16 protein-coding genes are annotated in these 21,723 nt (G+C 61.6%); 7 read left to right on the top strand and 9 right to left on the bottom strand.

Going from position 1 to position 21,723, the window contains the following annotated elements; all coding sequences use genetic code 11:
* The first annotated feature begins 198 nt into the window (after positions 1-198).
* Entirely contained in the window at positions 199-1,602 is a 1,404-nt protein-coding gene (locus K5Q02_RS06410; RefSeq protein ID WP_225837508.1) for an adenosylmethionine--8-amino-7-oxononanoate transaminase, read from the top strand.
* 44 nt (positions 1,603-1,646) lie between these two features.
* On the opposite strand, the gene K5Q02_RS06405 is transcribed toward K5Q02_RS06410, so the two are convergent.
* Positions 1,647-2,957: an OprD family porin gene (locus K5Q02_RS06405; protein ID WP_225837506.1), complete on the bottom strand. Its 1,311-nt coding sequence runs from the start codon at positions 2,955-2,957 to the stop codon at positions 1,647-1,649.
* Positions 2,958-3,340: 383 nt separating this feature from the next.
* Here K5Q02_RS06405 and K5Q02_RS06400 point away from each other — a divergent pair, with 383 nt between their 5' ends.
* Positions 3,341-4,060 carry a 16S rRNA (uracil(1498)-N(3))-methyltransferase gene (locus tag K5Q02_RS06400; protein WP_225837504.1) on the top strand — a complete coding sequence of 240 codons (720 nt, stop codon included), beginning with the start codon at positions 3,341-3,343 and terminating at the stop codon, positions 4,058-4,060.
* Between the two features lie 180 nt (positions 4,061-4,240).
* Complete coding sequence (locus K5Q02_RS06395) at positions 4,241-4,765, top strand: cytochrome b (protein WP_225837502.1); 525 nt, start codon at positions 4,241-4,243, stop codon at positions 4,763-4,765.
* Between the two features lie 88 nt (positions 4,766-4,853).
* Here K5Q02_RS06395 and K5Q02_RS06390 read toward each other — a convergent pair whose 3' ends face one another.
* From K5Q02_RS06390 to pilG, 8 genes are all read right to left on the bottom strand, one after another.
* Positions 4,854-5,324, bottom strand: coding sequence for a chemotaxis protein CheW (locus K5Q02_RS06390; protein WP_225837501.1), 471 nt, complete (start codon positions 5,322-5,324; stop codon positions 4,854-4,856).
* Between the two features lie 50 nt (positions 5,325-5,374).
* Positions 5,375-6,394 (bottom strand): chemotaxis protein CheB, encoded by a 1,020-nt coding sequence (locus tag K5Q02_RS06385; RefSeq protein WP_225837499.1) that lies wholly within the window; start codon positions 6,392-6,394, stop codon positions 5,375-5,377.
* The gene (locus K5Q02_RS06380; protein WP_225837497.1) at positions 6,391-13,980 is read right to left on the bottom strand and encodes an Hpt domain-containing protein; all 7,590 of its coding nucleotides are present in this window, start codon (positions 13,978-13,980) and stop codon (positions 6,391-6,393) included. Before K5Q02_RS06380 ends, K5Q02_RS06385 begins: the two co-directional genes overlap by 4 nt.
* A gap of 14 nt (positions 13,981-13,994) precedes the next feature.
* On the bottom strand, positions 13,995-14,843 hold the full coding sequence (locus tag K5Q02_RS06375; protein ID WP_225839604.1) for a CheR family methyltransferase: 849 nt from the start codon (positions 14,841-14,843) through the stop codon (positions 13,995-13,997).
* A 69-nt stretch (positions 14,844-14,912) separates the two neighbouring features.
* Positions 14,913-16,961 (bottom strand): methyl-accepting chemotaxis protein, encoded by a 2,049-nt coding sequence (locus tag K5Q02_RS06370; RefSeq protein WP_225837496.1) that lies wholly within the window; start codon positions 16,959-16,961, stop codon positions 14,913-14,915.
* 85 nt (positions 16,962-17,046) lie between these two features.
* The gene (locus tag K5Q02_RS06365; RefSeq protein WP_225837494.1) at positions 17,047-17,583 is read right to left on the bottom strand and encodes a chemotaxis protein CheW; all 537 of its coding nucleotides are present in this window, start codon (positions 17,581-17,583) and stop codon (positions 17,047-17,049) included.
* A 41-nt stretch (positions 17,584-17,624) separates the two neighbouring features.
* The gene (pilH, locus tag K5Q02_RS06360) at positions 17,625-17,990 is read right to left on the bottom strand and encodes a twitching motility response regulator PilH (RefSeq protein ID WP_225837492.1); all 366 of its coding nucleotides are present in this window, start codon (positions 17,988-17,990) and stop codon (positions 17,625-17,627) included.
* A 48-nt stretch (positions 17,991-18,038) separates the two neighbouring features.
* Positions 18,039-18,446, bottom strand: coding sequence for a twitching motility response regulator PilG (gene pilG / locus K5Q02_RS06355; RefSeq protein ID WP_225837490.1), 408 nt, complete (start codon positions 18,444-18,446; stop codon positions 18,039-18,041).
* A 228-nt stretch (positions 18,447-18,674) separates the two neighbouring features.
* Between pilG and gshB the strand changes: the two genes are divergently transcribed.
* From gshB to ruvX, 4 genes are all read left to right on the top strand, one after another.
* Positions 18,675-19,637 (top strand): glutathione synthase, encoded by a 963-nt coding sequence (gene gshB / locus K5Q02_RS06350; RefSeq protein WP_225839602.1) that lies wholly within the window; start codon positions 18,675-18,677, stop codon positions 19,635-19,637.
* A 101-nt stretch (positions 19,638-19,738) separates the two neighbouring features.
* Complete coding sequence (locus K5Q02_RS06345) at positions 19,739-20,635, top strand: energy transducer TonB (RefSeq protein ID WP_225837488.1); 897 nt, start codon at positions 19,739-19,741, stop codon at positions 20,633-20,635.
* Between the two features lie 71 nt (positions 20,636-20,706).
* Positions 20,707-21,276, top strand: a complete 570-nt coding sequence (locus K5Q02_RS06340; RefSeq protein ID WP_225837487.1) for a YqgE/AlgH family protein — start codon at positions 20,707-20,709, stop codon at positions 21,274-21,276.
* Complete coding sequence (gene ruvX / locus K5Q02_RS06335; RefSeq protein ID WP_225837485.1) at positions 21,276-21,719, top strand: Holliday junction resolvase RuvX; 444 nt, start codon at positions 21,276-21,278, stop codon at positions 21,717-21,719. The genes K5Q02_RS06340 and ruvX overlap by 1 nt, the downstream gene beginning before the upstream one ends.
* Positions 21,720-21,723 lie beyond the last annotated feature (4 nt).

Raw genomic sequence — 21,723 nt, 5'->3', positions numbered from 1 at the left:
TCGACTTAAAGCAGAAATTGTTGCTTTGAAATATCGATAAAGGCGATATCTCCATGCGAATAAGCGGCGCAACCAGATTAGTGAAATTCCCCATGACGGAGTTCAACACCACCTACGCGAGCGGTTGATTTGCGGTGATCAACGGCCGACGACCTGCATCTGGTAGGCTTGCCCGCTGATGATTGGGAGAGCACGTCGATGAGTAACCAACACTGGATGCAGCGTGACCTGGAAGTTCTCTGGCACCCCTGTACGCAGATGAAGGATCACGAGCGGCTGCCGCTTATTCCCATCCGCCGTGGTGAAGGCGTCTGGCTGGAAGACTTCGAGGGCAAGCGTTACCTGGATGCCGTCAGTTCCTGGTGGGTAAACGTCTTCGGCCATGGCAATCCGCGTATCGGCGAACGCATCAAGGCGCAAGTCGATACGCTTGAACACGTGATGCTTGCGGGCTTCAGCCATCAACCCGTGATCGAGCTATCCGAGCGTCTGGTGCGCATTACGCCCGAAGGCCTGAACCGCGTGTTCTACGCTGACAACGGCTCCTCGGGGATCGAAGTGGCGCTGAAGATGAGCTTCCATTACTGGCTCAACAGCGGCAAGCCGGCGAAGAAGCGCTTCATCACCCTGAGCAACAGCTATCACGGCGAAACCGTGGCGGCGATGTCGGTCGGCGACGTGGCGTTGTTCACCGATACCTACAAGGCGCTGCTGCTCGATACTCTCAAGGTGCCCAGCCCGGACTGTTACCTGCGCCCGGACGGCGTGAGCTGGGAAGACCACTCGCGGACGATGTTCGCGGCGATGGAGCAAACCCTGGCCGATCATCACCACGAAGTCGCGGCGGTGATCGTCGAGCCGCTGATCCAGGGCGCGGGCGGTATGCGCATGTATCACCCCATCTACCTGACTCTGCTGCGCGAAGCCTGCGATCGTTATGGCGTGCACCTGATCCATGACGAGATCGCCGTCGGCTTCGGCCGCACCGGCACCATGTTCGCCTGCGAGCAGGCCGGCATCACGCCGGACTTCCTGGTGTTGTCCAAGGCCCTCACGGGCGGCTACCTGCCGATGGCGGCCGTGTTGACCACCGATGATGTCTACAGCGCCTTCTACGACGATTACGCCACCCTGCGCGCCTTCCTCCACTCGCACACCTACACCGGCAACCCGCTGGCTTGTGCGGCGGCCCTGGCGACGCTGGATATCTTTGAAGAGGACGGCGTGATCGAGGCCAACAAGGCGCTGGCCACACGTATGGCCAGCGCCACTGCACATTTGGTCGATCATCCCCATGTGGCTGAGGTACGCCAGACCGGTATGGCCCTGGCCATCGAAATGGTTCAAGACAAGGCTGGCAAGGTTGCCTACCCCTGGCAAGAGCGACGCGGCCTGCAGGTGTATCAGCACGCCCTGACCCGCGGTGCGTTGTTAAGGCCGCTGGGCAGCGTGGTGTATTTCCTGCCGCCCTACGTGATCACCGAAGAGCAGATCGACTTTCTTGCCGAAGTGGCCAGTGAAGGTATCGATCTGGCTACCCGTACCTCGGTCAGCGTGGCCACCGGCGATACCCGCTACCCGGGCTTTCGCGACCCGGGCTGAGCGATACGGCAGGCGGGCTTGCCCCTCCTGCCGTAATGCTGCGTTTAGAGCACGCTAAGCGGATACTCGACGATGAAGCGTACCTGGTCGGAGTCCACGTCCGAGGTTCCGGAGATGCGGTGCGTGGCCTGACGCAGACGGAACTTCAGATCCTTGGCCGCGCCACTCTGCACCACGTACTGCACGTTCACGTCACGCTCCCAGTGCTTCTCGCTGTCCGCATAGAGACCTGCATAGGCGCTGGTGGCGTCCATCTTGCTGCCATCGACATTGTCGCCGCGGATGTAGGACACGTAGAACGACAGCCCCGGCACGCCGTAACTGGCCAGATCCATGGCGTAAGTGGCGCGCCAAGAGCGCTCGCCCGGCCCGTTGAAGTCCACCAACTGCGAAGAGTTGGCCAGGTAGATGGAATCCTGAAAACCGCCGCCGCCCAGGGTCAGGTAATCGAACGGCTGATCGCCATGCACCCGCTGATGGGCGACGGTGAAGGTATGCGCGCCGACCGAGTAGGCGGTTGCCAGCGACCAGGCAGTGACATCGATGTCGCCAGCCAGGGACTTGCCGTTATCCCGGGTGTGGTAGATGTTGAAATCGAAATTCAGCGCCTGCTCGTCGGTGAGCGGCAAGTTATAGATGGCGTTGCCGTAGTACTGACGCCACAGATCCTCGTAACGCGAGGCATAGGCGCTGAAACTCAGGGCGTCGCTGGCCACCCAGTTGGCCCCCAGATAATCCACATTGCCGCCTTCGACGCCTGCGTAACCGGCATAGAAACCGTCACGACTGCCGGCCTGGTTGAAGTCCTTGGAAGCGGTGAAATGGCCAGCGTCGATGACCAACCCCTCGATCTCGGCGCTGGTCAGCTGGAAACCGGTGGCGGTGGCGGGTACCAGGCGGGCATCGGCAACCGCGATGACCGGGTTGTAGGGGCGCAGTTGGCCGTACTTGAGTTCCGAATTGGAGAGACGCATTTTCACCGCGCCGCCCAGGGTGCCGAATTCGTCATCGGCACGCCCGGTAGACGAGTCCACCGGCAGCAGCCCGGATCCCGAGCGCCCGCGACCGCTGTCCAGCTTGATGCCCATGTAGGCATTCAGATCGACACCGAAGCCGACGGTGCCCTGCGTGTAGCCCGAGCTGTAATTCAGATGAAACCCCTGACCCCATTCACGATTGTCCTGGGCGCCCGTGGCGTGACGATCCATGTGCCAGTAGACGTTGCGGGCCAGCAGATCCAGCGTGCTGTCTTCGAGAAACCCTTTGGATTCGGCCTGGCTTGCCTGAGCGGTGGAAATGGCCAGAACGCTGGCGCTCAGCGCCATCAACGATAATCCGGTACGTTGCACTTTCATTATTATTCCCTATGCGTGGAATGTGTCGGCGGATACTCCGCCCTTGGAACGGGGCAGGCTGCAGCGCCCACGACGATGCACGGCAACAGGTCTCCCCAGCCTGACGTGCATGTGTAAGCCACCCGCCCCTTAATCAGCCCTGCCGTGTTGAAGCGCCCCGGGAATGCAGCCCGGGAGCAGAGCCGTTCTTTTTTTACCCTATGGCTTATGGGCGTATAACCGCAACCCTTGATGACAGACAGCTCGCCCATATTGGCGCACGACGAACACCCCACGACTGTTCGCAGCGCGACCTGCAGCGATGTGCAAACATCCCTGACGGCCTGCAGAAAAAACGCCACCCGGTTATGCTTGCCCACCCTTAGCCCATACCCGTTACCGCCATGCGCCTTTCCCGTTTCTTCATCGACGCCCCTCTTTCCCTCGGCCAGCACGAGCTGCCGGAAGCCCAGGCCCACTACATCGGCCGTGTGCTGCGCCATGCAGCGGGCGATGCGGTGCAGCTGTTCGATGGCAGCGGCCAGGAGTTTCGCGGCGAGTTGATAGAGGTTGGCAAGAAAACCGTACGTGTCGAGCTGCGTGAACAGTTCGACGGGCAGGCCGAGTCGCCCCTGCACATTCACCTGGGTCAGGGTCTGTCGCGCGGCGAGCGCATGGATTGGGCGATCCAGAAAGCCACCGAGCTGGGTGCCCAGGTGATCAGCCCGATCGTCAGCGCCCGCTGCGAAGTGCGCCTGAAGGATGAACGGGCCGACAAACGCATGGCGCACTGGCGGCAGGTGGCGATCAGCGCCTGTGAGCAGTGTGGGCGCTCGGCGATCCCGCTGATCAATGCGCCCATTGCCCTGGACGAGTGGCTGCAGCAAAGCCAGGCCGACCTGAAGCTGGTGCTGCACCCGGTCGCCGAACCGCTGACCAGCCATGCCAGACCACAATCCCTGGCGTTTCTGATCGGCCCGGAAGGCGGCCTGAGCGATGCCGAGGTGGAACAGGCAAAGGGCGCCGGCTTCCATGCTGCGCGCCTCGGCCCGCGAGTGCTGCGCACGGAAACCGCGCCGGTGGCAGCGCTAGCGGTTGCCCAGCACCTCTGGGGCGATTTCTGAGCCCGGGATGGGCCGAGACCTTCCTTGAAAACTCATCGAAACCCGGGCTGTTTCTTTGACAGCACCCGGTTACAGCCGCTATGAATCAATGGAGACAAAACCACAAAAAACGTCTGGCCAAATGGGTATGATCGCGCGGTGAAAGCCGGCACGCAGCGGTGCCTGATGAGAGGCGAAACCATGAAAGATCGCTATTCGCGTGCCCAGATCGGCCTGCACTGGCTCACTGCCCTGCTGGTGCTCTGCACGCTGTTCCTTCCCTATGGCCAGGATCTGGTCGCCGACTTGCTCGGCGGCACGGGGGGTGTATTCACCCTGCATAAATCCCTGGGGCTGACCATTCTGCTGCTCACCGTGCTGCGCCTACTGGTGCGCGCCAAGCACGGCACACCGGATCTGCTGCTCGAGAGCGCAGTCTGGCAGCGCCGCGCAGCCAAGGCTGGTCACGTCGCGCTCTACTTGCTGTTACTGCTGATGCCATTGAGCGGCCTACTGTTCGGCAGACGGCCAGTAGAGCTGTTCTGGCTGGTACAAATTGACCCGTTGCCGCTTTCCGATGGCGCAAGAGCACTTGCCCGCCAGTTCCACTTGACGGCCAAGTACCTGCTATTCGCCCTGATACTCGGCCACACCGCTATCGCGCTCTGGCACCACTATCGGCTGCGCGATGGCGTGCTCAAGTCGATGCTACCGCGCCGCAGTTGAGCCCGCCCTGCGCCTCTATCAACAGCAGGCTACGGAAAAATCCTAGCCCTGTTTTTAGCGGCTACCGAAAGGCCGCGAGTCAGCCTGATTAGATCAGCTCGGCATCGGCGAGCAGCTGTTCCAGTCCTTCCAGATCCGGGATGCGCAGCACCATGTCGTCCACCTTGACAGCGGCTAGCTCTAGAGGAGCCAACGTGACATCTGCCCGCGGCAGATCCTCGGCAACCCGCAGCGAACGCGGAATACCCTGAACCAACAAGGCGATGAACTTGACGTTCGCACGCCCGCCCAACGCATTGAGAATAGCGATCCGTGGGCTATCACCGACGACCGCCTGGCCACCGGATGCCGCCTCGAACGACAGCAGTGGCAAGCTCAGGTCACGCCAGGCCACCTGACCGAGAAACCAACTGGGCAGGCCATGCATGGCTGGCGGGGCGCGGTAGGGGATCAGCTCGGCTACGGCCACGTTGGGCAGCAGCAGCGTGCGATCGGCCAGCGGCACGACCAGACCGGTCAGGCTGCTGACACTGTTCTGGGTAACGACGGCTTGGCTCATGAAGAAATCCTGTTATGCAGCGAAATTCAATGAAAGGAAGCCGCAGCCTATCAACGGCACTGTTCGGCGAGATAATCGACCAACGCAACGGCTAGCTCTCGCGGGTCAGCACTGAAGCTGCTGTAGCCGCCCTCGCGCAGGCTATCGGGCATGCTCGAACACACGCAGCTGTCCGCACGCTGCGTCCAGATCACTCCACCCTGGCGTTTCACGTAGGCAGCTGCCTCGCTGCCATCACTGCCCATGCCGCTGAAGGCGATCACGCCGCTGCACGCCGCGTAGTGCTGTGCCAGGTTGAGCATCATCTGGTCGATCGACGGGCTGTAGGGATCTGGCCAGGGGCGGGCGGTGACCTGCATGACGCCGTCATCGCTGAAGGTCAGCTCGTTACTGACCGGCACCACGACCACCTCACCACAGCGAACGCTGTCGCCATCGCGCACCGTACCGACACGCCATTGGCTGTGGCGGCCGACGGCCTGGGGCAGCGTCGTCTCAAAGCTGGGGTCGATATGCTGGGCATAAATGAAACCCACGGGCAGGCCGCCAGGCAGCGCATCGAGAAAGGCTTTTACCGCCGCCGGGCCGCCAAGGGACGCCGCCAGCAACCAGACCTGTTTAGCTGGCTCGCCGGCTTGCAGTGGCGTATTGGCCAGTACCGATGGAAGCTCTACGCGCCCAGGACGCTGCGCCTCAGCGAGCAGACCATCCAGACCTGCGCCCGCTGATAAAGCGGGATCACCCACCAGTTTTTTCAGTTTCCCGACCAGACGTCGCTCCCAGCGCGGATAGTGCTCGGAGCTGCGCTCAGGCGCATGGCCCTCGCCGAACAGTACCGGCACGGAGGAATCCGCCAGCAAGGCGTCGATCAGTGGCAGATCATCGGACTGCGCCAGGTCGACCACCCACAGCTCGGCATCGCACGCCCGCAGCGCAGCATCGTCGAGGCGCGCCGGATCACTATTGAGCACCACCTGATAACCATTGCTGCTCAGCGCCTGCTGCAACACATGACGCTGCAACGATGTATCGGCAATCACGGCGATACGTGCCGCGCTGCGCTCGCTCATGAACGCTTAGTCCATTTTTCGATAGCGCCCAGCAGCAGCGACTCCTGATAAGGCTTGCCGAGATATTCGTTGACGCCGATGCTCATCGCGCGCTCGCGGTGCTTCTCACCGGTACGCGAGGTAATCATGATGATGGGCAGATCCTTCAGCCCGTCGTCGTGGCGAATCAGGTTGGCAACCTCGAAGCCATCCATCCGCGGCATCTCGATGTCCAGCAGCATGATATCGGGGCGATGCTCCTGAAGCTGAGCGAGAGCGTCGACGCCGTCCTTGGCGGTCAGGACGTTCATGCCGTTACGCTCCAGCAAGCGGCTGGTCACCTTGCGTACAGTCACCGAGTCATCCACCACCATGACCAACGTTGGGCGCTCCACCTCGACCTCAGGCGCGGCACCAAAGTCGGCCGACAGCCGCGGCCGAACCAGATGCTGCAGATGCGCATGCAATTCGCGGATGGTCGCCAGCAGATCGAGAATGACCACTACGCGACCGTCGCCGAGAATGGTCGCGCCGGAAATGCCATGCACGGCGGCGAACTGCGGCCCCATGCTCTTCACCACGATTTCTCGCGAACCGGCCAGGGAGTCGACCTGAACGGCCACCGCGTGCTCACTGGAACGCACCAGAATCACCGGCAATGGCAAGCTCTGACCAACCAATTTTGGATGCTGCCCGTTATTGAGCAGGTCACCCAGATAACGCAGCTCGTAGGCCTGGCCGGCATACTCGAAGCGCGGAGCATCCGGCCCGTAATAGGCCTCCAGCTCGTAAGGCGATACCCGCACGATACCTTCGATGGTGTTCAGCGGAATGGCGTACAGATCCTCACCGGACAGCACCATCAACGCGCGGTTGACCGACACGGTGAACGGTAGGCGGATGCGGAATGTAGTGCCCTGGCCTACTGCAGAGTCGATGCTCATGGAGCCACCGAGCTGCTTGACCTCGGCATTGACGACGTCCATGCCGACACCACGCCCGGAAATCTGCGTGACTTTCTCAGCCGTGGAGAAACCGGCCTCGAGGATGAACTGCAGAATCTCGTGCTCGCTGAGGTCGGAACCGACGTCCATCAGGCCCCGCTCGATGGCCTTGCGGCGTACCGCGTCGAGGTTGATGCCGGCGCCGTCGTCGCTGAGCGTCAGTACGATGTCGCCGCCTTCGCGGGCCAAACCCAGGCGAATACGGCCCTGCTCCGGCTTGCCGGCCTCAAGGCGAGCGGCGGCGCTTTCGATACCATGGTCGACGGCGTTGCGCAGCATGTGCTCGAGTGGCGCAACGATGCGTTCAAGTACCGTACGATCCATTTCGCCATCAGCGTTGCCGACGATGAACTCGACCTGCTTACCCAGCTCGCTGGCGACCTGGCGGACGATACGCCGCAGGCGCGGCACCAGACGGTCGAAAGGCACCATGCGCGTACGCATCAGGCCTTCCTGCAGCTCGGTGTTGACCCGCGCCTGTTGCAGCAGCAGGGTTTCCGCATCGCGGTTACGCGAGGCCAGGGTTTCCTTCAGATCCAGCAAGTCGGAAGCCGACTCGAAGAGTGCACGCGACAGTTGCTGCAACTGCGAATGGCGATCCATTTCCAGCGGGTCGAAATCTTCGTAACCCGCCCGCTCGGCCTCGGCCTGATAGCGGCTGAGAATCTGCGCCTGAGTTTCAGTATCGAGGCGGCGCAACTGATCGCGCACCCGGTCGATGGTGGCTTCCATCTCGCTCAGGGTGAAACCGAAGTCGCTGACTTGCTGCTCGACACGACCACGGAAGATCGAGGTTTCACCGGCCAAGTTGACCAGGCCTTCGAGCAGATCCGCTGGCACCTTGACCAGCTCCTGCGGGGCACGTCGGGAGGCTGCCTCTTCAGCGGCCACCTCGGCACGCTGTACGAAGGGCAACACACGGCGCTGCGACGGCGCCACGGGCTGTTCGCTGGCGGCGACGATGGAGGTCAGCGCGCGAGCGGCAACGGGCTCCGGCTCGGCCGGGCGCTCGGCCAACGGCTGTTGCTGCAAACGCAGACGCAACTCGTCCAGGTTCTTCTGCAAGCCTTCGAAGCCGGACTGCACATCGAGGTACAAGCTTTCCGGCCAGGGCGCTCCCTGCGCCTGAGCTTCAGTGAGGTGCTGCTCAAGATCATGGCTCAGGTCACCCAGATGCTTCTGGCCCGCCAACCGTGCGCCGCCCTTCAGGGTGTGCAACACGCGCAGCAGGTCATCAATGGCGCTGACGTCATCACGACGCTCTTCCCAGCGGCCGATGCCCGCTTCCATGGCTTCGAGCAGCTCGTCGGCTTCCTCCAGGAAAATATCGAGAATGTCCTCCTCGGCATCGAACGCTTCGTCGTGGGCGGCACGCAGCGGCACCGCGGTCGGCATGCTCAGCTGTTCATCAGGGTTGGCGCGCAGCCGGCGAATGGTTTCGATCAGCTCATCGCCACCGGGTATCGGGCGATGGGCACGTACAGCATCGAGCATCTCCGCCAAGCGGTCGTGGCAAGCCTGAAGCAACTCGAACAGCACCGGGCTGGCGCGCAGGCGGCCATTGCCAAGATCCTCATAGAGGAACTCCAGCTCATGCGCCAAGTCGCCAATCTCGCGAATTTCAGCCATCCGCGCACCACCTTTGAGGGTGTGCAGATCGCGCTGCAGAGATTCCAGGTCAAGGCTGTTGTCGACGTCGTCCATCCAGTGCGACAGCGCCGCACCGGCACTGTCGATGATGTCGAAACCTTCTTCGAGGAAAATTTCCACCAGTTCTGGATCACGGTCGTCGTCCACCGCAGCCTGTTGTACAGGCTGAAGCTGCAGCGGTTCTGCGGGCTGGATGTTGCCAGCTGTGTTCAGTGGTTCGATGACGGGCTCTTCGAGCGGCAACTCATCCGGCCCGATCTGCGCAACGCTGTCCGGCTGCGTATCTTGCGCGTCGGTCAGCTCTGGCAACAGCGGCGCATCCGCCTCCACGGCCTGCTCGTCCTGCCCGCCGCGCTGACGGAACTGGCGAATCGCCGCGACCAGCTCATCCGCATGTTGCGCGGGCTGGCGCTGCTGCAGGCTGTTGAGCATGCTGACCAGCGAGGCATGGCCCTGCTGCAGGCTGTCGGTGACGAAGGGCGATACGCTGTAACGGCGATCTACCAGCCCCTCGTAAAGCGCTTCGAGCTCATGAGCCAGCTCGCCGATCGGGGCAACTCCGGCCATGTTCGCACCGCCCTTGAGGGTGTGCAGGTCACGTTGCAGCGAAGACAGTGCAGTGCGGTTGTCCGGCTCCGCCAACCAGCGTTCCAGGGCCCGACCGGCGCTGTCGAGAATGTCCACGGCTTCTTCGAGGAAGATGGACACCAGCTCGTCATCGGCGGCATCCACTGGCTGTGCCGATTCGCTGTTCTCGTCATTGGCCGCATCGACGACCAGCGACTCCTCAAGAGCGCGAGTAGCGTCTTCGAGTTCGACCACTTGCAAGCCGGGTATGTCACCCGACAGCAGTGCCAATTTGGCGGGATCGAGCGCCTCATTGAGTAGTGCCCGCAACGCGGCGACGCGCTCGGGGCTGGCACTGACCTCCAGACCGGCAGCGACCTGATCCATCATGCTGACCAGCGCTTCGTGGGCCTGCTCGGCTTCATCGAAGAAGCGCTCACTGACGGCCAGGCTACCCTCTTCCACGGCGCCGTAAAGATCGAGCAATGCTTCGCACAGCTCGTCGATCTGCGGCAGTTCGGCCATCTCCGCACCGCGGCCAAGGGTGGTCAGCTCCTCCAGTAGAGCGCTGAGTTCCTGGCGCTCGGACGGATGCTCGCGCCAACGGCGCAGCAGATCCTCGGCGTCCAACAGGATGTCCATACCTTCGGCGAGGAAGATGCTGATCAACTGAGGGTCGCGGCTTTCGCCTTGCATGTCCTGACGCTGGCTCTCGGCGTGCTCAAGGCGTTTATTGTGCAGCTGCCGCACGCGCTCCAGGTAGTCATCGATACCAGGAAGCGGTTGCAGCGGGTCGCTTTCCAGCTGTGCCAGGCCCTGACCGAACAGCCCCTGCGCCTCGACCAGCACTTCGGCCTCGGCGAGATCCAGCGGCAGTAGGTTGGCCTTGAACTCCTTGACCATCTTCTCCAGCGGCGCGGCGACTTCCGCCATCGGCAGGATTCCGGCCATGTAGGCGCTGCCTTTGAGCGTGTGCAGGGCACGCTGCAGATCATCGGTTACCGGCTGCGGGAGTTCCCGAGCGCAGTCATCGAGAAACGCAGACAGGGTTTCGAGGTGGGCTTGCGCCTCGTTGCGGAAAATCTCCAGCAACTGCGGATCCAGCACCTCGATCTCTTCGATTACTGGTGCGGCAGCCTCAATCTCGCCCGCGGGCTCGGCTACCGCGGCAGCCGGGGCGTCATGCTTTGGGAGGCTCAGCCCTTTGGCCAGCGCATGGGCGTTGGCGGCAAGGCGGTCGACATCATCACGCTGGCGCTGTGCCTGGGCGGCAAACTCGTCAACCAGTTCCGGCATCAGGGCAACAACCTGGCCAATCACCTGCTGTACCTCGGCACCCGGCTGGATGCTGCGGTCGAGCACACGATTGAGCAGATTCTCGATCGACCAGCCCAGCTCGCCGATCACCAGTGCACGCACCATGCGACCACTGCCCTTGAGGGTGTGGAAAGCGCGGCGCACTTCGATCAGCGCGTCCTTGTCCTCGGTATTGGCGCACCAGCGCGGCAGGAACTCGGCGATGGTTTCCAGCACCTCGCCCGCCTCTTCGATAAAGACTTCACGCAGCTCTTCATCGATAGGTTCTTCGTCGGCAGGTGGCGGCAGCAGGCTTGGCGGCACGTCCAGGGCAGGCGGGTTGATGGCCTGCACCGGAGCGGCCATCACGTCGGCCATGGAAATGGCCTTATCTGCGACTGGCTCTTCGAGTGCGACAGGGTCAGGCATGCCAGGCAATTCGACTTCCGGCAGCTGCATATCGGCCAGATCGACTTCGTCCCACTGCACGTCGCCGTCGGCGTTGAGCTCCAGCGATTCGAGATCGAGCGGCTGGTCTTCGAAGCCCTCGGCGGGCAGATCCAGAAGTGGCAATTCATTGGCAGGAGGGTCGATATCGACCAGATCCAACCGGGTCTCCAATTCCTCGAGCGACCACAGCGTATCGTCTGCAGCGCCTTGTGGCTGTTGCAGATCAGGTGTTTGCGATTGGGTTGTCGATTGTTCTTCGAGATCGAACGACCAGTCGTCATCAGCCAACGACGGCTTGCGATCCGCGGCAGGCAGAGCGTCAAGCTCGCCAAGATCCACAGGCTCGGCTGCAGACAGCTGCGCGTCATCCAGGGTCAAGGGCGCGCGAGCAGTCTCGTCGACGAGCAGATCACTGTCGTCCAGTGACCAGCTGTCGGCGGCGACCGACGCCTTCGCGTCGGCGTAAGGGTCTTCCTCCCGTTCGCCAAACTCGATGGCCTGCAGAGCAGCGTCGGGATCTACAGAGAGCGCTGCCTGAGGCAGCTCGTCGCTGTCCTGCGGCCAACTGCTGTCGGCCACCGATGCCTGCGCGTCAGCGTACGGATAATCAGCTTGCTGGTCAGATTCGGTGAGTTGCGTAGCGGGCGACTGCGCCGCCTCGGGCTCAACGGATAGAGGCGCCTGGGGCTGTGCGTCATCGCTCTGCGGCCAGCTGTCGTCGGCCACCGATGGGCTGTCGTCAGCAGGCGAAGCTGTGTTGGGCTCGCCAAACTCGAGCGATTGGTCATCGGCTACAGGCGCCTCGGCGCTCTGCAGCTCTTCGTAATGGGGTGAGGATTGATCTGCGGCAGCGCTATCGAGAGCTGGTGCGGCTAGCACGTCGATGTCGTGCAGCGGGTCATCCAGTGGCGCGGGCTCTTCCTCAACCGGCGCGGCATCGAGAATCGATGGTTTTTCCTGCAGCGGGTAGCCAAGAGCAGCGAGGCTTTCTTCGGCGACATCAAGAATAAGGTCGCCCTGGGTAGCGTGATCCTCAGAGAGGCGCTCCAGGTAGTACTCGACGCTGGTGATAGCGTCGGCCAGGGTATCGAGGTTCTGCCAGTTCGGCACGGCTTTGCGGGCCAGCAGTTGCTCCTGGATATAACGGTTGCAGGCATTGAGCAGTGCGGCGGCACGCGCCAGCGGGATCATGGCTAACCCGCCACGCACCTGGGTCAACAGCTCCGGCACACGGGCCAAGTGCTCGTGATTCCATTGCGAGGCGATGAATTCGATGATCGCGTCCTTGGCCTGTTCCAGGCCATTGCGCGCTTCCTTGATCACCAGTTGGTGAATCTGCCCCACATCGGTGGTGGGCAGATGACTTTCTTCACGCTTGGCGCTGTCGTTCTGACCGACCATGCCGGTCAGCGTGGCCTCGACATACAACAGCGCGCCAGCCACATCCATCAGCACCGCATCGCTGGGTTCCTGTGCTCCCTGAGCCAGGGCACGAACCACATCAAGCTGGTCGACGATCACCTTGCGTGGCTGGGCGAAACCCAGCACGGCGAGGGTATCGGCAATCTGCTTGAGCGGTACGAGCAGGGCTTCCAGATCCGCGACCTGTGCGCGATCACTGCGCACGAACAAATCGAGGCTGTCCTTGACCCGCACCAATTCTTCGCAGAGCGCCCCCACCACCGAACGCATGGCATCACGGTCAGGACCGGCCAGACGGGCACGTTCCTCATCGACGACGTCGTGGTCAGGCAGCGCGTCATCAAGGCTGTAGCGGTCACGCAGCACGCGATTGCGCGGCGATTGCGCGGAGGCCTTGGCTACATAAAACAGCAAATTCTTGGTGAGTTCGTCCGGCGCGGGTTGATTGATACCGTCAGCGCCCTGCTCGGCCAGACGTTTGAGTTCTTTGTCTACCTGACGCAACAGGGTGCGCACGGACGTACCGTTGGCCACGCTGCCATTGGAAAGCCCCTCGACCACGCCCGAGGCGATCTGCCAAAGCGACTCTTGGGGCGAGTCCTTGCACAAGGTCTCCAGGCGCGCGAAAACCCGTGCCATATAGCCAAGGTTGGTGGGTAGATCCTGCTGACGAATAACGCCAACCAGTGCGACCTGAAGCATCTGCCGCAACTTGCGCAGCAAGGCTGGCAGCTCGGCGGTGCGCAATTGAGTCAGCGACTCCGGCGACAGAGCGGCAGTTCGGGCGGACAGATCGGGAGAGAACAGGCTGGTTTCCGACAGCAGCTTCTCGCCCCGCGCAGCGCGCAGGTCGTTGAGCAGCGGCAGCACGACCATCGGCAGGTCGCGACGGGCAGTCTGGATACGATCCAGATAAACCGGCAGTTGCAGAATCGCCTGCATCAGCACTTCCAGGGCCTCGCCCTGGTTGGTCACACGACCGTCGATCAGTGCCTGGGACAGGTGCTCCATTTCTTCGGCGAGCAATGCCGCGCCGAAGAATTCGACCATCTGCAGGGTGCCGTGAACCTGATGCACATAGGTCTGGCAGAAGCGCATGCGCGTCGAATCCTGCGGATTCTCGACGAACGCCTCCAGAGCCTGTCGCGCCTGCTTCAGGGTTTCTGCGATTTCGCCCTTGACCCACTCCAGGGCGACATAGTCGTGCCGATCACCCATACACACTCCGTCTCTTAGCCCTTGCGGGTATACGCCAGCACTCGCTCATCGGCCACCGGAAGCATGTCCGGGTGCTGCCAACCGACCACCTCGCCCACTCCGACCACCAGCAAGCCACCAGGCGCCAGGCACTCGGCCAGGCGGTTGAGGATCTCGCGGCGCCGCCAGCGGCGAAAATAAATCAGCAAGTTCTGGCAAAAAATAACGTCCATGCCGGTCATTGGCGCTTTGTCCAACTCCAGCACATTGAGCTTGGCGCAGCACACTCGTGCGGCCAGCCCTGGTACTACCTTGAAACGCCCATCGACCTGCTGCTGGAAGTAACGCTCGCGCAGGCTCTCATCCATCTGTTGCAACCGGCGCACGTCGTACAGACCGTCTCGCGCCTTGCTCAGAGCACTGCGACTGATGTCAGTGCCGGTGACACCGAACAGCCCTTCAGCGCCCAGTACCTCACTGGCACCAATGGCCAGCGAGTAAGGTTCTTCACCACTGGAGCAACCCACACTCCAGATCGCCAGCGGTGCATCCAGCCCCTGCTCGTCGCGGCGGGCGATATAGGCCTCGTACACCTCGAACGACGGTGGATGACGGTAGAAGCGGGTTTCCTGAACGGTCAGCCGATCCAGCAGATTCGCCCACTCCACCGCACCGCGCGGGCCGTCCGTGACTTGCCGGTAATAGCTGGCGTAATCACTGATGCCCAGTTCGCGCATGCGGGTGCTGAGGTTGGTCTGCAGGAAAATCCGGCGCTGCTCGTTGAGCACCATGCCGAGCCGCGATTCCAGCAACTGTTGCCAGTCACGGAACTCCGTGGCGGACATGTCCGCCAGCGGTTGCAGAACCCAGACGCCTGGCTGCATGTCGTGCACCTCGCTCATGCCAACGCCCGCCGAACAGCGCATCGTTCAATGCGCCGCCCGTACAGTCGATCAGGCCTGCTCGCCGTCTTGTGGCAGGGTGAAGCCGGATACCGAGTTACGCATCTCACTGGCCATTTTGGCCAGGTTACCAATGCTCTTGGCGGTGGCCGTGGTACCGGACGACGTCTGCGAGGTGATCTCCTGAATCACGTTCATGGTGTTGGAGATGTGGCCGGCGGACGAAGCCTGCTGACGCGCAGCGTTGGAAATGTTCTGGATGAGCGCCGCGAGGGTCTTGGATACCTTCTCGATCTCTTCCAGTGCCACACCCGCATCCTGTGCCAGTCGCGCACCACGTACCACCTCGGAAGTGGTTTGCTCCATGGAGATAACCGCTTCGTTGGTGTCGGTCTGAATGGTTTTTACCAGTGCCTCGATCTGCTTGGTCGCGCCCGAGGAACGTTCTGCGAGGCGTTGTACCTCGTCCGCTACCACGGCGAAGCCTCGGCCTGCATCACCGGCCATGGAGGCCTGGATGGCGGCGTTCAGTGCGAGGATGTTGGTCTGGTCGGCGATGTCGTTGATGAGGCTTACGATGTCACCGATCTCCTGGGACGATTCACCGAGGCGTTTGATCCGCTTCGAGGTGTCCTGGATCTGCTCACGGATGTTATCCATGCCGGTGATGGTGTTGTGTACGACTTCGTTGCCTTTGTTGGCGATGGCTACGGAACGTTCCGCTACCGCGGAGGATTCCGAGGCGTTCGCCGATACCTGGTCAATCGACACGGCCATTTCGTTGATCGCCGCAGAAGCACCGGCGATTTCCTGGGCCTGGTGCTCGGAAGCCTCGGCCAGGTGCATCGCTGTAGCCTGGGTTTCCTGGGCAGCGCCCGCAACCTGAACGGCGGTCAGGTTGATCGTGGCTACCAGGTCACGCAGTTGGTCGATGGAGTAGTTGATGGAGTCGGCGATGGCACCGGTGAAGTCTTCGGTTACCGTCGCAGCTACCGTCAAGTCACCGTCGGCGAGGTCGGCGATCTCATCGAGCAGACGCAAGATCGCAGTCTGGTTACGTTCGTTCTTCTCAGCGGTTTCAGCAAGACGGCGGTTGGTCTCACGCACCATAACCAGGCCGATGATGAGAATCGAACCCAGCGCCAGTGCACCCAGCACGTAACCAGCGACAGTGTTCAGTGAACGACCGTCAGCCAGGCCTTCGAAACCTTCGGATAGAGTGGATGCCTTGTCCAGCAGGGTTTGCGACAGGGTGAAGATGGTGTTGGCCGATTCACGAACCTGGAACAATTCTGGCGACGTTTCGAGGATTTCATCCACCGAGCCGGAAATGAACTCGAACAGCTCGGAAATTTCCGCCAGACGCTCGAGGGCTTCCTGGTCGCTCACCTTGGCGATTTCCATCGCCGCGTTGCCTTCCTGCATGGCGCTCAGTACACGACCGAACAGGCTGGCGTCACGGCCGAACATGTCAGCGGCCTGAACCGAGTCCTGGTCACCGGCGAGAACCTTGTTCACCGAGCCGAGAATCCGTTCGGCGAGCAGCGACTGACGCTGAGCAACCGAAACCTGCGCAGCCGGCGCGCCACTTTCCAGCAGAATGTCGACAACCTCTTCGTACTCGACCTGCAATTGCGGGATGGTTTCCGCCAGAGTGGCGGCAACCTGGTGCAGCGACAGAACGGTCTGCTCGCTGGTCAGGATGGCGTCGGCGTTTTGCCGCAGGCCGTCCCAGTCCTGCTGCACAGCAGCCATTTGTTCCTGAACCGCCGCAGGCGCTGCTGGCAGACCGCTTTGTGCGTTGCCATCGGTCAGGTAAGACCAACGCTGTTCGAAGTCATTACGCGCATCGCGCAGCAATGCGAAAGCAGCGGGGGTACCCGCGGCAGCTTCGGTGGCGTTCTTGGCGATACGCTGAGACAGTACGCGCAACTCACCCGCGTGACCGATGTACTCGGTGTCATAGTTACTCTGCGTATTAACGTACGCAAAGTTGGCGAACAGCATCACGATCGAAATGATCAGGACGACGAACAGCCCTGCCACGAGTGCGCCAACACGTGTCCCCGCCAGCACATTGTTTGAGGTTTCTCTTTTCATCTTCTGGCCCCCGCCTGGGCCCTACCGCACTACGAATTCCATATAACATCAGAAGGCTGGCTACGCCGCCCCCACCGAAAAGCTCTCAAAACGCAACGTCGATAAACTCTGGAGCCTGTGCCAGCGCGTGAGGGCTGAACACCAACCAGGGCTGCTCGCGCTGGAACACCCCATGAATGAAGGGCTGAATGGACGCCTCGAGCGGTGGCAGCTGCTCGGAGAAGGTATCCACCGCAAAATGCTGCATCCCGAACACCTCGTCGACCGTCAGGCCAGCGAAGATATCCTGGTGGTCGACCACCAATACCCGTCTTTGCTTGCGCAGCGGTGACAGTTCACTGCCGAAGAAGCCACACAGATCCATTACTGGCAGCAATCGTCCACGGACGTTGGCCACGCCCTTGACCCAGCTCTTCACGCCCGGTAACAAGGTATGTCGCGGCTCGTGTAGCACCTCACCGACCTCTCCCATCGGTGCGACGAACAATCGTTCGCCCATACGAAAACCAATACCGCTCCAGGTCTGCACCGCAATTTTTTGCGATGGAAGACCAGCAGCCACCGCACGGCAGCGCTGCTCGATACCGAGAAGAATCTGAAAAGGAGTGCGTGTCTCTGACATGCCTGCCATGACCTTCTTCTTATGCCGCCCGCTGTCCGGCCTCAGCCGGCCAGCACCGCGTTCAGGGTTTTCAGCAGAGTAGCTTCGTCTACCGGCTTGGTCAGGTAATCCTTGGCGCCCTGGCGTTTGCCCCAGACCTTGTCGGTTTCCTGATCTTTCGTGGTGATGATGACCACCGGAATGTGGCTAGTCTCGGCATCCTTGGTCAATTGCCGAGTCGCTTGGAAGCCGTTGAGGCCAGGCATGACGATATCCATCAGCACGGCATCAGGCTTTTCCTGGCGCGCCAAGGCAACACCATCGGCGCCGTTCTCGGCCTTGAGTACCTGATGCCCGTGTTTTTCCAGCATGGCGGTCAGCTTGTACATTTCGGTCGGCGAGTCATCAACAATCAGAATTCGAGCCATGATGTTTTCCAATACATGAAGAAGGGGCGTTTTGGCGTCAGCCGGGCATCACGATGCTTGTTCGACCGGTGAGAAATTCGGCACATGGGTCTTGATCGCGCCGAGCAGCTCTTCCTTGCTGAAGGGCTTGGTCAAATATTGATCAGACCCAACAATGCGCCCCTTGGCCTTGTCGAACAGGCCATCCTTGGACGACAGCATGATAACTGGCGTGGATTTGAAGGCACTGTTGTTCTTGATCAAGGCACAGGTCTGATAGCCATCGAGACGCGGCATCATGATGTCGACGAAAATGATGTTCGGATGGGTGTCGGCGATCTTCGCCAAGGCATCGAAGCCGTCCACCGCCGTGATCACTTCACAACCCACCTTTTTCAGCAAGGTCTCCGCTGTACGACGAATCGTTTTCGAGTCGTCGATCACCATCACCCTCAAACCTTCGGAATGCTGTTCCATGTCTGCCCTGCCACCACTTCGGTGAGTCGTTGTGTTACGCCATATACAGTGTGCCCGAGGCCCTGAAACCAATGGGCCCGGCCTATCGCAGGGCCTTTTTAGCACACTCTCCCCATGCAAGCTATCAGCCCGGTTTTCCTTGACCGCCGGGCCCGGTCAGCGCCAACCTTGGCGCCATCCCTTTACCTCTGCGGCTGCTTTTTCACCGCCCTTCACGGAGACACCTCAATGAGCGTTCGCCTCGGCATCGTCATGGATCCCATCACGCAGATCGCCTACAAGAAAGACAGCTCGCTAGCCATGCTGCTGGCTGCCCAGGCGCGCGGCTGGAGCCTCTTCTATATGGAGCAGAAGGATCTCTATCAGGCCGCTGGTATTGCCCGGGGCCGCACGCGCGCCCTTCAGGTATTCGCCGATCCGCAGCGCTGGTTCGAGCTCGGTGAGGAGCAGGATCTACCGCTGGCCGAACTGGATGTGATCCTGATGCGCAAGGATCCGCCCTTTGATAACGAATTCGTTTATTCCACCTACCTGCTCGAGCAGGCCGAAGAAGCCGGCACGCTGATCGTCAACCGACCTCAGAGCCTGCGCGACTGCAACGAGAAATACTTCGCCACTCGGTTTCCGACGCTCACGCCGGAAACAATTGTCAGCCGAAGACCCGACATTATCCGCGATTTTGCGCAGCAGCACCGTGACATCATTCTCAAACCCCTCGATGGAATGGGTGGTTCGATGATCTTTCGTCACCGTGAAGGCGATCCAAACCTGTCGGTGATCCTCGAAGCGCTCACCGCCCACGGCAGCCAGCAAATCATGGCGCAGCGATACCTGCCGGCCATTCTCGACGGTGACAAACGTATTTTGATGATAGACGGTGAACCGGTGCCTTATTGCTTGGCGCGCATTCCTGCCAGCGGCGAAACCCGCGGCAACCTGGCCGCAGGCGGCCGCGGCGAAGCTCGCCCACTCACCGACCGGGATCGCGAGATCGCTGCCACAGTCGGTCCTAGCCTGCGCGAACGCGGCCTGCTGTTCGTCGGCCTTGATGTGATCGGCGACCGTCTTACTGAAATCAACGTCACCAGCCCAACCTGCATTCGCGAGATCGATGCCGCCTTCGGCACGCGCATCGGCGAACAGTTGATGGACAAGATTGCCGAAAAGCTCAATGCGCGGAGTGCTTCATAGACTTTTGCAAATCGCCTCGGCAGACTGCGCGGCAACCTAGGGTCTGCTGACGTTTCAGCACGGCCGTGCCAAAACGTTGATAGACCCTGACGATCGAATAGATGAACGCAGCAGCCACCCCACCCGATCTCACCGCCTCCGGCGTTCGCCCGGCGGATCGCCTGGGGTTCACCCTGTTCCTCGCGGCCGTGCTGCATGCAGCGCTGATCCTCGGCGTGGGTTTCACCTTCATCGAACCCGGGCAGATCAGCAAAACCCTGGAAATCACCCTGTCCACCTTCAAAAGCGATGAAAAGCCCAAGGAAGCGGACTTCCTCGCCCAGGACAACCAGCAGGGCAGCGGCACCCTGGAGAAAAAGGCAGCGCCCACCACCACCGAACAGGCGCAGTTCCAGGACACCGAAGTACGCAAAGTGACGCCTGCGGCGGCTCCACCACCGCCGGCTGTCGAACCGCAAGCGCCAAAGGCAGCCGTAACCACCAAAGCACCTCAGGCCCAAAAAGCGCCCGCCAAACGTGAGGAAAGCAAACCCACGCCGCCGGCACCTACGGCCCCCGCCTTCGACAGCGCTCAGCTTTCTGCCGAAATCGCCAGCCTGGAGGCAGAGCTATCCAACGAAGTGCAGCAGTATGCCAAACGGCCGAAGATCCACCGCATCAACGCCGCCTCGACCATGCGCGACAAGGGCGCCTGGTACAAGGACGAATGGCGCAAGAAGGTCGAGCGTGTCGGCAACCTCAATTACCCGGACGATGCGCGGCGCCAGCAGATCCACGGCAGCCTGAGGCTGCTGGTATCGATAAACCGCGACGGTAGTTTGTATGAGGTGCTGGTGCTGGAGTCATCAGGCCAGCAGGTGCTCGACCAGGCTGCCATGCGCATCGTTCGCCTGGCTGCGCCTTACGCGCCATTTACCGGCGACCTGGCCGACATCGATCGCCTGGAAATCATCCGTACCTGGCGCTTCGAGCGCGGCGACCGCCTGTCGAGCAACTGACTGCGCACGCCTATTACCCTGGAGCGCTTTTTGGCTATGCGCCTCCGGCCGCAGGCTTTAAGCTAGCGGCCATGAAAGACGCCAGCCCGAGCATCCTAAAACATCACTTTCTGATCGCCATGCCACACATGGCCGATCCGAATTTCGCGCAAACCGTCATCTATCTGATCGAGCACAACGACCAGGGTGCCATGGGACTGGTGATCAACCGCCCCAATGGCCTGAACCTGGCTGACGTGCTCGAGCAGTTGCGCCCCGATAGCGAGCCTTCCGTGCTCTGCCAGAGCCTGCCGATCTTCCGTGGCGGCCCGGTGCAGACCGACCGCGGTTTCGTGCTGCACCCCAGCGGCCCGCAGTTTCAGGCGACCCTCGATCTGGGCGATCTAGGCCTATCGACGTCTCAGGATGTGCTGTTCGCCATCTCCCAGGGGGAAGGCCCTACTCGGCACCTGATCGCCCTCGGCTATGCGGGCTGGGGCGCAGGACAACTGGAAGAGGAATTGGCCGACAATGCCTGGCTGACCTGCCCGGCGGATCAGGCGATCCTTTTCGAAACGCCCTATGACAAACGCCTGGGCGCTGCCGCCGCACTGCTCGGCGTCGATCTCAATCTGCTCACCGCCCAGGCGGGGCACGCCTGATGGCCGAGGCGAGCAGCAAACCGCTGCGCCTGCTGCTCGGTTTCGATTACGGCAGCAAGCAGATTGGCGTCGCCGTGGGCCAGCCGATTACCGGCTCGGCTCGCGAGTTGTGCATCCTCAAAGCGCAGAATGGCGTGCCAGACTGGCAGAAGGTCGAAGCACTGATGCGCGAATGGCAGCCTGACGCGCTGGTCGTCGGCCTGCCGCTGAACATGGATGGCACGCCCAGCGAGATGAGCGAGCGTGCGGAGAAATTCGCCCGCCGCCTGAACGGTCGTTTCAACCTGCCGGTTTTCACCCACGACGAACGCCTGACCACTTATGCCGCCAAGGGCGAACGCCTGCAACAGGGCCAGACTGGCGGTTATAGCCAGCGCCCGGTAGACGCCCTGGCCGCAGCCCTGCTGCTGCAGGGCTGGCTGGAAGAAAACAGCCCGGGCTGAATCA

It is taken from the genome of Pseudomonas sp. MM211 (assembly GCF_020386635.1).
Taxonomy (GTDB): domain Bacteria; phylum Pseudomonadota; class Gammaproteobacteria; order Pseudomonadales; family Pseudomonadaceae; genus Aquipseudomonas.
The sequence above is the reverse complement of the archived record's forward strand: the minus strand, read 5'-3'. Positions and strand labels throughout refer to the sequence as shown.

Excerpts from the sequence above, each read along its gene's own strand:
- K5Q02_RS06410 (WP_225837508.1), top strand. The coding sequence starts at position 199 with ATGAGTAACCAACACTGGATGCAGCGTGACCTGGAAGTTCTCTGGCAC.
- K5Q02_RS06405 (WP_225837506.1), bottom strand. The coding sequence starts at position 2,957 with ATGAAAGTGCAACGTACCGGATTATCGTTGATGGCGCTGAGCGCCAGC.
- K5Q02_RS06400 (WP_225837504.1), top strand. The coding sequence starts at position 3,341 with ATGCGCCTTTCCCGTTTCTTCATCGACGCCCCTCTTTCCCTCGGCCAG.
- K5Q02_RS06395 (WP_225837502.1), top strand. The coding sequence starts at position 4,241 with ATGAAAGATCGCTATTCGCGTGCCCAGATCGGCCTGCACTGGCTCACT.
- K5Q02_RS06390 (WP_225837501.1), bottom strand. The coding sequence starts at position 5,324 with ATGAGCCAAGCCGTCGTTACCCAGAACAGTGTCAGCAGCCTGACCGGT.
- K5Q02_RS06385 (WP_225837499.1), bottom strand. The coding sequence starts at position 6,394 with ATGAGCGAGCGCAGCGCGGCACGTATCGCCGTGATTGCCGATACATCG.
- K5Q02_RS06380 (WP_225837497.1), bottom strand. The coding sequence starts at position 13,980 with ATGGGTGATCGGCACGACTATGTCGCCCTGGAGTGGGTCAAGGGCGAA.
- K5Q02_RS06375 (WP_225839604.1), bottom strand. The coding sequence starts at position 14,843 with ATGCAGCCAGGCGTCTGGGTTCTGCAACCGCTGGCGGACATGTCCGCC.
- K5Q02_RS06370 (WP_225837496.1), bottom strand. The coding sequence starts at position 16,961 with ATGAAAAGAGAAACCTCAAACAATGTGCTGGCGGGGACACGTGTTGGC.
- K5Q02_RS06365 (WP_225837494.1), bottom strand. The coding sequence starts at position 17,583 with ATGTCAGAGACACGCACTCCTTTTCAGATTCTTCTCGGTATCGAGCAG.
- pilH (WP_225837492.1), bottom strand. The coding sequence starts at position 17,990 with ATGGCTCGAATTCTGATTGTTGATGACTCGCCGACCGAAATGTACAAG.
- pilG (WP_225837490.1), bottom strand. The coding sequence starts at position 18,446 with ATGGAACAGCATTCCGAAGGTTTGAGGGTGATGGTGATCGACGACTCG.
- gshB (WP_225839602.1), top strand. The coding sequence starts at position 18,675 with ATGAGCGTTCGCCTCGGCATCGTCATGGATCCCATCACGCAGATCGCC.
- K5Q02_RS06345 (WP_225837488.1), top strand. The coding sequence starts at position 19,739 with ATGAACGCAGCAGCCACCCCACCCGATCTCACCGCCTCCGGCGTTCGC.
- K5Q02_RS06340 (WP_225837487.1), top strand. The coding sequence starts at position 20,707 with ATGAAAGACGCCAGCCCGAGCATCCTAAAACATCACTTTCTGATCGCC.
- ruvX (WP_225837485.1), top strand. The coding sequence starts at position 21,276 with ATGGCCGAGGCGAGCAGCAAACCGCTGCGCCTGCTGCTCGGTTTCGAT.